The 13371-nt window shown below is 27.0% G+C and carries 9 protein-coding genes and 1 pseudogene; 3 read left to right on the top strand and 7 right to left on the bottom strand.

The features are described from left to right. Positions 1–74: 74 nt before the first annotated feature. Positions 75–1516 (top strand): annotated as a pseudogene (locus GQF29_RS19105) (transposase). Positions 1517–2002: 486 nt separating this feature from the next. Then, positions 2003–3310, top strand: a complete 1308-nt coding sequence (locus tag GQF29_RS15230) for an ISL3 family transposase (protein ID WP_017143787.1) — start codon at positions 2003–2005, stop codon at positions 3308–3310. 185 nt (positions 3311–3495) lie between these two features. Here the strand turns inward: GQF29_RS15230 and GQF29_RS15225 are convergent, their stop codons facing one another. From GQF29_RS15225 to GQF29_RS18730, 3 genes are read right to left on the bottom strand one after another with little or no spacing between them, the layout of a single operon-like run. Then, a complete protein-coding gene (locus GQF29_RS15225) occupies positions 3496–4245 on the bottom strand; it encodes a cohesin domain-containing protein (protein ID WP_008790883.1) in 750 nt (249 codons plus the stop codon). A gap of 27 nt (positions 4246–4272) precedes the next feature. After that, on the bottom strand, positions 4273–6039 hold the full coding sequence (locus tag GQF29_RS18735) for a discoidin domain-containing protein (RefSeq protein ID WP_236916449.1): 1767 nt from the start codon (positions 6037–6039) through the stop codon (positions 4273–4275). Continuing rightward, complete coding sequence (locus tag GQF29_RS18730; RefSeq protein WP_236916448.1) at positions 6015–7898, bottom strand: NPCBM/NEW2 domain-containing protein; 1884 nt, start codon at positions 7896–7898, stop codon at positions 6015–6017. The genes GQF29_RS18735 and GQF29_RS18730 overlap by 25 nt, the downstream gene beginning before the upstream one ends. A 307-nt stretch (positions 7899–8205) precedes the next feature. Here GQF29_RS18730 and GQF29_RS15215 point away from each other — a divergent pair, with 307 nt between their 5' ends. Next, complete coding sequence (locus GQF29_RS15215; protein ID WP_008790881.1) at positions 8206–8466, top strand: TnpV protein; 261 nt, start codon at positions 8206–8208, stop codon at positions 8464–8466. A 397-nt stretch (positions 8467–8863) separates the two neighbouring features. On the opposite strand, the gene GQF29_RS15210 is transcribed toward GQF29_RS15215, so the two are convergent. From GQF29_RS15210 to GQF29_RS15200, 4 genes are all read right to left on the bottom strand, one after another. After that, a complete protein-coding gene (locus GQF29_RS15210; protein ID WP_017143790.1) occupies positions 8864–9820 on the bottom strand; it encodes a hypothetical protein in 957 nt (318 codons plus the stop codon). A gap of 22 nt (positions 9821–9842) precedes the next feature. Then, positions 9843–9974 (bottom strand): hypothetical protein, encoded by a 132-nt coding sequence (locus GQF29_RS18920; protein WP_017143791.1) that lies wholly within the window; start codon positions 9972–9974, stop codon positions 9843–9845. A gap of 68 nt (positions 9975–10042) precedes the next feature. Further along, on the bottom strand, positions 10043–10363 hold the full coding sequence (locus GQF29_RS15205) for a hypothetical protein (RefSeq protein WP_008790885.1): 321 nt from the start codon (positions 10361–10363) through the stop codon (positions 10043–10045). Positions 10364–10432: 69 nt separating this feature from the next. Beyond that, positions 10433–13339 (bottom strand): helicase-related protein, encoded by a 2907-nt coding sequence (locus GQF29_RS15200; RefSeq protein WP_008790886.1) that lies wholly within the window; start codon positions 13337–13339, stop codon positions 10433–10435. Positions 13340–13371: the final 32 nt, after the last annotated feature.

The raw sequence follows: 13371 nt of genomic DNA, 5'->3' as shown, positions 1-13371 counted from the left end.
TATATTAAAATAGACATAACTATAACCTTGCTATAAAATTTATGTGCTACCAAAATTCTAGGAGGTTATATATTATGTCCAATACTGATTATATCAATGTTATTCTTGAAATTCTACAAATTAATGTTTTTTCTCATCTTTTTGTCCCTGCACCTTTTATGGATTCTTCTTCCTGTATTAAAAAAATTCCTGATTCCAATGGTGTCATTACCTTATTCATTCATCTTCAGTCTCCTGTCGTTCCTCTTGTCTGTCCTCACTGTTCTTCCTTTAACCATCATATCTCTAAAGGTTTGAGATCTATCGAACTTAAACATTTCTCCTTTGGCTCTATCCCTGTCGTTCTTGTCGTTTCCTATCACCTTTATATCTGTAAAGACTGTTCTTCCTATTTCTCTGAAAATATTCCTTTCCAGTTCGACAACAGAAAAGCAACTGTCCCTAATGTTCAGTCTGCTCTTTTTGAAATGAAGGAAAATTATTCTATGGCTTCCATCTCCAGAATGCATGGTCTTGGTAAAAATACAATATATCGTATCTTTAATGAAAATATTCATATCCCTGACAGATTCTATCATCTCTCCTCTGTTATCTCCATTGATGAATTCAAGGCAACTTCCGATAAAGGAACTTATGCTTTCAATATCGTTGATCCTATCACTGGTAAAACTCTTGATATTATTGAAGATAGAAAGGCTTCTTTCCTTAGAAACTATTTCCTTAGATTTCCTTTCCATGAAAGAAAAAAGTAAAATTCATTATTATGGATCTCTCTTCTTCTTTTTACTGTATTATGCATTCTCTTTTTCCTCATGCCCAGATCATATGTGACAGATTCCATTATATAAGACTTGCTGGTCAGAATTTCATACAGTCAAGACTTGATGCTTGTTCTTTCCTTCATGACAAGCCTTTAGCTAAATCCATTAAAAGAAATTTGAGATTATTCTATAAATATAAAAAAGATCTGGATAATGACAAAACATGGTATGATTTTCATCTCAAAAGATATTTTACCTGTGCTTCATATATTGACTATCTTTACACTCTCAGCGAAAGAAGAAACAAGGATAACTGTCATCATAATACTATGTTTGATTCTCTCATTATTATGGAAATGCTTGACAACTATGAAATCTATCAGAATCTCTTAAAACTTATTCATGAGAAACATGATGATTATAAAAATGAATTAAACAGATGGCTTGATTATATCTTTGATACTCAAAACAGTTATTATCTTATAACTGCAAAGAACTTCAGGAAGAAATGGTTTATTCCTCTTTTGTGTTCACTTTCCTATACAACTATTTATAAAAGAAGAACAGGCTCATATAAGACAAGTTTCAATAATGGCTTTATTGAGGGTATGAACAATAAAATCAAACTTATCAAAAGAAATGCATATGGTTTCAGATATTTCTACAATTTAAGAAAGCGCATATTTTTACATCTTGGTTATTCTTACTCTTTTACTTACAAAGATACGAAAAAAGGAATCCCTATTTTTCAATAGTTATTCCTTTATCCTCCACTCTTGACACAGAGCCTATATTTTTTAGAACCTTGTTTTTATTTTTCAAATGCTTTAAAAAATTATTTTGATAAAGATCCATTTCTTGAACTAATTGACTACTTCCTAATTTAGAATTTAGGTAACTATCATTTATAAAGTTAGAAGTTAAAGGACTACAAATAATTATAAAAGTATTGAAGAAAAGGTTCAATCTAATATACCAAAAGAAATTTTAAGGCTGATAAACCTAATCAAAAATGAATATTTCAGACATTTAAAAACCTATAAAATAGAATTAATAGATATTTAAATTTTAACGGGGTATACCCCTTACTCCTCAATTTAGCGGGGAGTGTCTTTTTTTTACTCTAAAATTTGTGGGGTGTATATTCATGTCACTTCCTCCCCGCTAAAAAAAGAGTCCTTTCATATGTTATCATTTGTTTGCGAAAACAATCTTAACTATGAAAGGAGAGTGCTTAACTCATGGATTATGATACTATAAACTTATTTGGTTTACAACCTACTGATGTTCAAAATCTATCTATTACTAGAGAAAATGATTTGATCATTATTTCTATTACTCTTACTCAAAAAATTGAAGTCTGTCCTATATGCGGTAGTCTTCATTCTCATGTCAAAGATTATAAACTTAGAAAAATATCTCATTCTCTCTTTAATATGAATAAATCTGTCATTTATTACAGATGCAGAAGATTTAAATGTATTGATTGTGGTAAAACATTTGTTGAATCTAACCCTTTTTCTTCTCGTAAACAAAGAATTTCTAATGCTACCATTCTCGTTGTCCTCAAAGATTGTAAAAGGCTTAATTATACTTTCTCTTCGATTGCTGAAAAAAATCATATATCTCCTTCCACTGTTATCAATATCTTCGATCAATATGTTGATATGAAACCTGCTCATCTTCCTAGAGTTTTATCTATTGATGAATTTTATTTGGGTACTTTCAAAAATAAATTTGCTTGTATTTTCATCGATTGGGAATCCGCTCAAATCATTGACATTTATCCAAGCAGAAAGAAATATGACCTTTATTCATATATGCAATATATTGATAAAAAGGACTTTGAAAATGTTCAATATGTCAGTATTGATATGAATACAACTTATAGAGATTTTGCTTATCATCATTTTAAAAATATCGTTGTCATGGTTGATTCTTTTCATGTCGTTAAAAACATCAATGATGCTCTTAAAAATTTAAGAATACATATCATGTATAAGTATGATAAAGATAGTGTTGAATATTATCTTCTTATGATGAGAAAAGGTGATATTGAAGATAACTTACCTAAATTTAATAAGAAAATTGGATATATGATCAACAAACCTCAAATATTGTCATTGATACTTGATATAGATCCTTTACTAAAAAAAGCTTATCTTTGGAAAGAAAATTATTTAGACTTCAATGAGGATTATACATTTGATACTGCTTCTATAAGATATGATGAATTATATAATGAACTTAAACAAATGCGTATCAACGAATTCAAAGATGTCATAAGTTTTCTTGAAAATTGGAAAACAGAAATATTAAACTCATTTATCTACATAGATGAAAGAAGAATATCAAATGGTCCTATTGAATCTATCAACGGAAGAATAAAAGTACTTATGAAAACATCATTAAAATATAAAAATTTTGAAAGATTAAGAAACAGGATCATGTTTTGCATCAATAAAAATTCACTACCATTAATGACAAATGAAAAAAACTCACATAAAGTAGAAGGCAAAAAAAGAGGAAAGTATAAAAAAAATAAATAACCAAAAAAAGAATTGTTTTCGCACAATAAAAGGTATCTAAGACCCCGCTAGATTTTAGACACCTTTTTTCAACTATAAATAAAGTGGGGAGTTAATACTCCCCGCTAAATTATAGAGTCTTATTTTGACAAACCCCGCCAAAATTTAGAGACCCGAATTAATCTAATTTATAGATTACTTAACATTTAATTATTATTATGTTTTTTTACTTTACATATAATAATTATTAATATAATAGAAATTGCAACTATAACATATATACATTTGTTATATTCTTTTTTTGAATCTTCCAATAATTCAGAGGGTTCTTTTTTATTATCTATTTTATCATTAGTTTGCTTATTATCTGAATTTTCTTTATCAGTTTTAACTTTATCTTCATTATTAGGTTTATCTATTTTATTACTAGTATTGTCATTTTCGCCATCATTATCTATTTTTCCATCAGTTTTATTATTTTTGCTATCATTATTACCTACGATAGTATTACTAATATTAATTATAGATGAGTTATCATTTAAGTTTATTTTTTTATCACTTGATGTGGCTGCAGTTATTTGTTTTATTTTAATCTCTGTACTTCCTTTAATATTATTTTTGATTTTAAATTTAAATGTCACTATATCAGATGGTGTTATTACAGAATCAGATTTTATTAATATTGTGAATTTACCGTTATTTTCATTATATAAGGGTTCTTTTAATTTATTATTTGCACTTTTTACTTCTACAAATTCTAATTTAGATGCATCATATTCTATTTTCCCTGTTAAAGCGTCAATACCTTCATTTGCTTTTTTTACATTCAAAGTAACTATTACATTTTTGTCATTTACACTTGAATTTAATGTTGAATCTATATTACTTAATGCTTTTACATTTATTGAATAAAATATTAACCCCACAATAATACTTATTAATATATTTTTGTACATATTTTTCCTTTATTAAGTTAAGATAACTTATTTGTTAATTTTCTTATTTAAAATTGATAAATCCACAATATCTATTTTTCCATCTTTATTTAAATCAGCAGCAATTAACCATTTAGAATCAATAATTCTTTGAGTTTCGATTAGATGCTTATTTAATATTGTTAATTCTACAATATCAAAAACGCCATCTCCATTTATATCTCCTTTTATTATTTCTTCTATTTCTTGTTTTTCTTCAATCCGTGTTACTTTTGCTACTATTTCACCAATATTTCCAGCATTATCTCTAATTTTGAATGTATATTCCCCATTTTTAGTAAATGTGTATGTTCCATCTGAACCATCAATTATTGTAACATTTTTCTTAGATATATTTTTTAATGTTGCTTTTACTTGAAATTGAGTTTCACCTGTAACATCATATTCTACAGTAGCTGTTGGTATTATTTTATCTATCCATGTTACTTTTGCTATTAATTCTTTTTCTTCACCATTTACATCTTTATATTTAAATGTGTACATACCATTTTCTGTAAATGTATGGCTGTTTTTTCCAATAGATGTGCAACCATAGGTAAGTTTTATTTTAGCTTCTACATCTTTGTTTGTTATTGAATTTATTGAATATTCAATTTCAGGTTCTTTAAATTCTTTTGTTGTATCTTCATAGTAATTAAATCTTGTTCCACTTACATACTTATTTGGTCCTTCATGATTTCCATATGTTTCTGTGGCTTCTATTTTAACAAATCTTGCTGCAACAGACTCATCTAATTTGATATATTTCCTATTTGCATCATTTGCTAAAACATTTGAATTTTTAACTAAATTCCATTCAACGCCATCTAAACTTATATAGATTTTTGCTGTTTTAATTCTACCATTTAATCCAGCCGGATCATATGATATTTGTGATAGGTATTTAGCTTTATTAAAGCTTATCACATATGTTTTATCTTGTGCTACTTCACCCCATTTAGTATGCCATGAAGTGAATGGACTTCCATCAATCATGTTTTCAGGAGCAAATCCACCTTGGAATGAACCAGATTGAATATAATTAATATTTTCTACATAAACGTATTCTAATGTCTTATCATCATTTTTAGTAAAATGATATTCTCTGATTTCTCCATTTAAAGTTGTACCATGAGATTTATATCTTACTTTAATTTTTTCTTTTGTTTCAAATCTTTGATTGTTATAATCATTCCACGAAATACCATCATTTGAACTATATTCTAAATAATCCGTTTTACCAATAAAAATATTTTCATCATCATTCATATTTAATGTTAGATCATCTACTGTTTCTCCATTTGTAATATCTATAGTAAATATTTGACTTGATCCACTAATTTTTACCTTTATGTCATCTTTTGAATTAATACTTTTAACTTGCTTTTTTGTTAATGTTATAACATGATTTAAAGTTGCTATCCATGTATTTCCGCCATCTAAAGAGTATTGTACTTGGAAATCATAATTATCATATTTTGAATTCATTACAATTTTATTAGCATTTTCACCATCAAATGAGAATGATGCAAGATCTACTTTACTTGTTCCTAGTAGAACTTCTGCTATTTCAGCTGTTGCATCAGGTTGTATTGTATCTTTATTTGTTGCTGTTTTTTTAGCATCTGCAGCTGTCTTTAGACTTTCTGTTTTTAGCATATCAATTTCAATTGCATCAGTGTTATCTAAGTTTGGTTCTATCAATTTTAATAAATCTACCATTGCCATTGGATAATAAGTGTAAGCATCTATTATTTTTTTGCAAGATTTTTCCAATCTGTGCTAGTTTTATTACCAATTTCTTTATAAATTGTAATTAATTTATCATAATCATCTAAATTTATATCTAAGATAGATAACGATTTATTATAAATTTCTTCTTTTTTATTTAAATCAGAATATGAATTAGCAATCAAATAATAAAAGTAAGATTCTAAATATTTATCATATTCATTTAATGCTGCTTGTCCAAGTAATTGGTATCCAGCACTATTTCCTGCTTTTGAATCATTAGCTGGTTTAACAGTAAATGATTTATTATTCCAATTAAATAATAAACGTACAACATTACCGCCATACCATGATGTCGAACTTTTCCCCCATCCGAAGATATTATTTCCTAATGACCAAATTCCTTTTTTATCAGAATTTAACGAATAATTTAAATATGCTTCATGAGCTGGTTGATATACTCCAACAGATGGAATTCCATGTGTTTTTGCTAAGTTTTGACCTAATCTTGATATATTCCAACATATACCTCCGGCTTCCATTACCATCCATGTTTTTGGAGTTTTTGTTTCATCATCATTTAAGCCATATTTTATATTATATTTATCTAATAAGTATTTTTCATTAAATTGTTTTTCGTTTTCTTTAGAATATAATCTATCTTGATTATATTTTGGATGAATATAATTCATGTAATTATAAGGATTTAAACGTTTATTTAAGTCTGCATACTTATATTCTGCATATTCTCTCAACCAATTTAATTCATCATTTGCAATAGAATTATTCATTATAAATCTTAATAATTCCATTTCATAATTTTTAAAATCTTCTTTATATAACATTAAATTATTATCATAAAGATTTTTTACAAGATCAAATCTTTTGTTTATATCATAGCTTGCCATAGGAGAATTAAATGTTAGTGGTGTTGCTGGGATATCAGAACTATAGGCAAATGCTAAAGCTATTAACATTTTTTTATAAATTAACCCATCTTTATCATCACCAATGATTTTTTTATTATTTGTATATAGATTATTTAAGGCAATTAAAAATTTTTCAGAATTATTGATATTTCCAGATTCTATAAACAATTGTAAATTTTGCATATCATTTAGTATCCAAGTTAAGGTTTCTTTCATTGTTTTAGTTGAATCATCTCTCACTGCAGTTTGTATGTTCCAATAACCTAATCGATTAACCAACTCTCTTTTGAAAACTAACTCAAGATTATCTTTATAATTTTCTTCTACACTATTTTTATTTAAAATATTATCATAATATGAAAGTGGTTCTATTTCATTAAATAGTTCTGTTTTAATATTGTAATTTTCTTCGACTAATCTGGCATCTGCGTAAACAGCATGATCTACAGCATTTGAGCCGTTTTGATCAGCATATAGTCTTAAATATTTATAGTTTTTGATATTTAAATCTATCTCAAGTGCATTATTTTGTGATGTCACAGGATCAGATTTATATATTTCTTTCCAATCTTTCCCATCATTAGATACTGATATTTTGAACCAAACATCACCAAGACCATTTTTTGAACTATCAACACCAAGTTTTGCAACAAATCTTGTATATTTGTTTGAATATGTTGATATATCGTATGTAAGTTGACTAGTTGCGTGAACTCCCATTCCTTTATTAAAAAATACCTTTTCTCCGTCAACTAATAAACTTATTTTTTTTCCTTCGATGTTCTTGTCTTTTTTTATTTTTCCCCACCCTACATAAGACCACTTATTTGCAGATATATAGTCCATATCAGAAATATAGTAATAATTTTTTGTTGGAACATCTGTTGCATAAGATTTTATTGGTAACATTAATTGAACCAATAATAAAAGCATTAGTGCAATTGATATAATTTTAAATTTAACTGTTTTTTTCATATTTACCTCACATTTTTTATTAAAAAAGATTAAAAATTATATGGGAAATTATATCCAAAAAATTAATATAGATAATTAATTGGAATGCCACTACTTGTCTTTTTTGATTTTAAAACATTTTTATTATGTCTTACAAGAATTTTTTCTAGCAGAACTATGTTATCATTTTTTTTATATTTTTTCAACACTTTTTGTAAAATTTCTTGATAAAAATTTCAAAAAAATATAAAATTCAGGAAAATTCTTTTTTTTAATTTGAGTACTTAAATGAGGGTGTAAAATTACTATTTCAAAGAAAGGAAAAAGTATGAAAATTAATTATATTAAAAATGGCGATTATTTAATACCTAAATTAGGTATTACTACATCTACCACGAATAGTATCAACAGATATGGATTATTAAAACTAAATTATATTAAAAAACATAAAAAACAATTATATAGAAACCTACCAATGAACAATCACCTTACTGACTATCTTTCTTCGGTAAGTAATGAATGTAACATAAAATTTGAAACTATAATGAATAGAATAATTATAAAAATGTTGTTGATGAAATTATTTTGAAAGAAGATATTTATATATGATTCTAAATGGTAAGTTTTATCATTCCAGAAGCAGTTGCATTTTATTTGAAAGATTGTTTCTATAAAGGTTGTTTATGTGATTCTCCTCTGTATAATCATATTAATTCTACTTTTGATATGCTGTGTTGTTATCAAGAATCAATAGATGATATGATACCAAAAATCAAAGAAATACTTTTAATAAAATATAATTTAAAAATTAAGAATGATAATCCGTTAATTTTTGAAAAAAATAATAAGCATTAGTGAAAAAAACTAATGCTTATTTTATTAAAATTATTGTCTTAGCCAGCCCTGAATTTGTCCTCCCGACAAATTCAATATAGGAAAACTCAAACCCTCTAAAATTTAAAATTAATGGAAATCTTAAACTAGATTTAGTTTTTCTTTTTTGTTAATACCGGTCCTTGTTCTTGATTCTTTTTATAAAAGGAATTCAAATTATCAATTATTTCTTCTACTGTACAATTTTGTTTTATTAATTCTAAATATCTTTTTCTTACTTCATAAAATGACATGAAAGTTTCCATAGGCGATAAATTAGTTTTTATTATATGTCTTCTATCATTCAAAGACATTTTATAATCTTTATGTTTACCACATTCTAAACATATGCATTCATAATAAACATTATTTTCCATGTCATTTGAGTATTTTTCAGATACATCATCTATGTATAATAAGGCTTTGTGTTGCTCTAATTTACAAGACTTATTATTTTTTCTATCATCTTCATTAAATACTCTAACTTCATATAGTTCTTTTTCAATTTCATCTTGTTTAGATATTGCTTCTCGACCATCTTGACTTTGATTTATTGAATTATTCTTTATATTAAGTCTACTTGATAGATTATGAGCTAATTCATCCATTTTTAAGTTATATTCTGTTGAATAATTAGATGAAACATCTTCAAGAGATGACCATATCATACACATATTTGTACCTTGTATAGGATTACTTAACAATCCAACAAAATGTGCAAACACTAAAGCATCATCGAATTCTACATAATTTTCTTCAATTTGTTCTTTTAATGTTAAATCTTCAAATAAGAATGCATATTCTTCCTTTGAATAATAATCAGCTAACAAATATTTTAATTTCATCGGATCTATTTTTGATATTCCGTTTTTTAATAATTTAGATAAAAGTAATTTTATAAAATCTTGTTCATTAAATGCAACACTAGATGTTTTAATTCGCATTATTTTTCTTATCTCTTCACCAGTTGTACTTTTTTCAAAACTACTTTCTGTACTACACATATCATTTAATGCATTTTTCATTACAACTTTTACTTCTTCCGGATTTGTATTATTAGTTATTTTCATTTTGATACCTACTTTCTTGTTCTTAATTCTTTTTATAAAAGGAATTCAAATTATCAATTATTTCTTTTGAAGTAAGTGTTTCTAATTCTTTCTTGTAAGAATCAAATTCACTTTCTAATTTAGAATATAATTCTTCTCTAATTTTTTCTTCCATAATGTCACTTTCCTTTCTATAAAATAAAAAAGAGCGAAGATAGTTTTTACTAAAATCGCTCTCTTTGGTTATTTTACCAATTCCATTTCTTTCATAAGATAGTAGAAATATTTTCCTCCTAAATAAAACATTTTCTTTTGTTCAATAAGCATTCTATCAATACAAGAAGTAAAGTATTTTACTAATAATTCTACTTCTTCTTTTGTTAATGAAACTGATTCGTTATTCTCTATTATTGATTGAATTTTACTATTTGTACCAGTTATCTCTTGGCAAGTTCTGTTGAGTTCCATATACTCTTTTTCCTTGTTTAGTTGATGTGTTTGTTCATTAAGCACATACCAAAATAATTCATCAAATTTCTTCTCCATTTCCTTATCAAAATCCATATATTCATCACCTTTCCTTTTGGATGTGAATATTTTAACACAATAGCCTTTTAGAATTAAATGTGCGATTTATCTCTCATATTCTTTTTTACAATCTTGACTATCATCACTTATGTCTTTACCATCATCAATGATTTCTTTGTCTTTGTTATTAAGATTTAATTTTATATTTAATTCATCTAATCTCTTTGACTTTGTTTTCAATTCTTCCTCTTGTGGGAATGGCTTTTCAATTTCTTTTTTAGCACTTTCATAATTCTTTTTAGTATCTTCAAGATTATTTTCTATACTAGAAAGTCTTGTTTCAATACCATTTAAGACATTATCAATACGGGTTATATTTCCACTAGGATCACTACCCAGTTCAGTTTTATATGATAAATTATTCTTCATACTAGCATAGAACTTTCTGTCCATAGTATCAAAAGATAATATAATTTTAAAACCTTTATATTCTCCAACTTCAAGTGGTTCTGGATTAGTCATAGACTTACATATTTCAATAATCTTTTCTCCTGCTTCTTTTCTTTCAGTAAAGTTTGTACCTTTTATACTCATTTTTTCAAAAGAATTATCCGGAGTATTATTATTGTTAAATACCTCAATATCTTCTTTCATATCTTCAATTCTATTTTCTAATCTTTTTATTTCATTTGGATAATATTTAATAACTTTATCTTCTAATGCATACTTTTCACTCAAATAATTTTGTTTTAATAATTTTAATTTTGCGACCTGTGTATCAAGTTCTGTTTTTTCAATTATATCTGGATTTCCTGCTGCTAGTGCTTTAATTTCAGCATAAGACAATGCAGTTTCATCAATGTCTTCTGCGAACCTCACAGGAGTTTTTGATGTCATTATTTGTGAAATAAATCTTTGCTTATTTTCTACTAATTGATATAAGTATGCGTCAAAAGTTCCCTCTGTTACATATCTATAAATATCTACTTCTGGATTTTTATTTCCTTGTCTTATTATTCTTCCTGACCTTTGTATTAAGTCACTTGGTCGCCAAGGACAATCTAAATCGTGTAAGGCTATAAGTCTATCTTGACAGTTAGTTCCTGCACCCATTTTTTGTGTACTCCCTATAAGAACTCTAACTTGTCCTCGTCTTACTTTATTAAACAATTCTTGCTTCCTTGCGTCTGTGTTTGCGTCGTGAATAAAAGCAATTTCTTCTTCTGGTATGCCTCTATCTATAAGTTTTGTTTTTAAATCATCATAGACATTAAACTTGCCATCATTATGAGGGGTTGATAAATCACAAAACACTAATTGTGCAGATTTATCTTCACTTGTTTTATCCCAAATACTATAAATATTATCAGCACAAGTTGCTACTTTGCTATGTTCAAAATCTTCTAACATATCATTTGTAAGTCTTTGGTCTAGTGCTAATTTTCTTCCATCATTAGTTATTTTTAGCATATTATCAACTGATGAATCTACCATTCTATTTCTTATCTTTTCTGCTCGTTCAGATAAGTCTTTTACTAATTCTTTTTGAATTTCACTAGGCTCTATAACCACATTATGATAGTTGGCTTTTGGTACTGGAAGATTAAGCATTTCAGAAGTTTGAATGTCTGCCACTTCTTTAAAAAGTGCCATTAGTTCTGGTAAATTAAAGAACTTGGCAAACCTTGTTTTTGCTCGGTAACCTGTTCCCTCTGGACTTAATTCTATTGCAGTTACAGTTTCTCCAAAAGTTGAAGCCCAAGCGTCAAATTGTTGAAGATGTCTTTTTTCTAGTTCTCCATATTGCAAGTATCTTTGCATTGTATATAGTTCTACCATAGAGTTTGAGATTGGAGTTCCGGTTGCAAAAATAACACCTTTTCCACCAATAAGTTCATCTAAATATCTACATTTCATAAACAAATCTGATGACTTTTGTGCTTCTGTTTGTGCTATACCACCGACATTTCTCATTTTAGTGTAAAGAAATAGATTTTTATAGTAATGGGCTTCATCTACAAATATTCTATCAACACCTAACTCCTCAAAAGTTACGACATCATCTTTTCTTGAAGTGTCATTTAATTTTGCAAGTCTTGTTTCTAAACCCTTTTTAGTTTTCTCCATTTGTTTGATAGAAAATCTTTCTCCATTATTATTTTTTAAATCTTGAATGCCCAAAGTTATATCTTCTATTTGTTTTTGGATTATTGCAAATTGTCTTTCAACTGACATTGGTATTTTCTCAAATTGTGAATGGGAAATTATGATAGCGTCATAATCTCCTGTGGCTATTCTTGAACAAAACTTTTTACGATTAGCAGTTTCAAAATCTTTCTTTGTAGTTACTAAAACATTTGCACTCGGATATAGTTGTAAAAATTCTTGACCAAACTGTTCTACAATATGATTAGGCACTACAAATAATGATTTATTACATAAGCCTAATCTTTTTGATTCCATTGCAGCAGCAACCATTTCAAAAGTTTTACCTGCTCCAACTTCGTGTGCTAAAAGTGTATTACCTCCATAAAGTATTCGTGCAATTGCATTTACTTGATGTTTTCGTAAGGTTATTTCTGGATTCATTCCATCAAAACTGATATGACTTCCATCATACTCTCGTGGTCTGATAGAATTAAATCTTTCATTATAAACCTTTGTTAATCTTTCTCTACGCTCTGGATCTTTCCATATCCATTCCTCAAAAGCAAGTTTTATTTGCTCTTGTTTTGCCTGTGCTATTGCAGTTTCTTTTTTATTTAATTCTGCTACTCTTTTACCATTTTCATCTTCATAGTAATCGTAAATTCTTGTATCTTTAAGATTTAAACTATCTTCAATAATTTTGTAAGCACTTGCTCTACCAGTTCCATAAGTATTAGTTGCTTTAATATTATATTTATCATAATTTTTACCCTCTATCCACCACTCAGAAGTTGCTTCATTATAATGAACATTTATATTTTGACAAGCATAATTGCTAGGATTTAATAAATATTCTATAAACACTTTTATATCTTCAGGTGGAATCCAAGTAGAAC

This window comes from Coprobacillus cateniformis, from assembly GCF_009767585.1.
In the GTDB taxonomy this organism is placed as follows: domain Bacteria; phylum Bacillota_I; class Bacilli_A; order Erysipelotrichales; family Coprobacillaceae; genus Coprobacillus; species Coprobacillus cateniformis.
Note: the sequence above shows the minus strand (reverse complement) of the source record. Positions and strands in the feature narration are given on the sequence as shown.

Bases quoted from the DNA above. Each gene is read 5' to 3' on its own strand.
- GQF29_RS15230 (WP_017143787.1), top strand. From the start codon at position 2,003: ATGGATTATGATACTATAAACTTATTTGGTTTACAACCTACTGATGTT.
- GQF29_RS15225 (WP_008790883.1), bottom strand. From the start codon at position 4,245: ATGTACAAAAATATATTAATAAGTATTATTGTGGGGTTAATATTTTAT.
- GQF29_RS18730 (WP_236916448.1), bottom strand. From the start codon at position 7,898: ATGAAAAAAACAGTTAAATTTAAAATTATATCAATTGCACTAATGCTT.
- GQF29_RS15215 (WP_008790881.1), top strand. From the start codon at position 8,206: ATGAAAATTAATTATATTAAAAATGGCGATTATTTAATACCTAAATTA.
- GQF29_RS15210 (WP_017143790.1), bottom strand. From the start codon at position 9,820: ATGAAAATAACTAATAATACAAATCCGGAAGAAGTAAAAGTTGTAATG.
- GQF29_RS18920 (WP_017143791.1), bottom strand. From the start codon at position 9,974: ATGGAAGAAAAAATTAGAGAAGAATTATATTCTAAATTAGAAAGTGAA.
- GQF29_RS15205 (WP_008790885.1), bottom strand. From the start codon at position 10,363: ATGGATTTTGATAAGGAAATGGAGAAGAAATTTGATGAATTATTTTGG.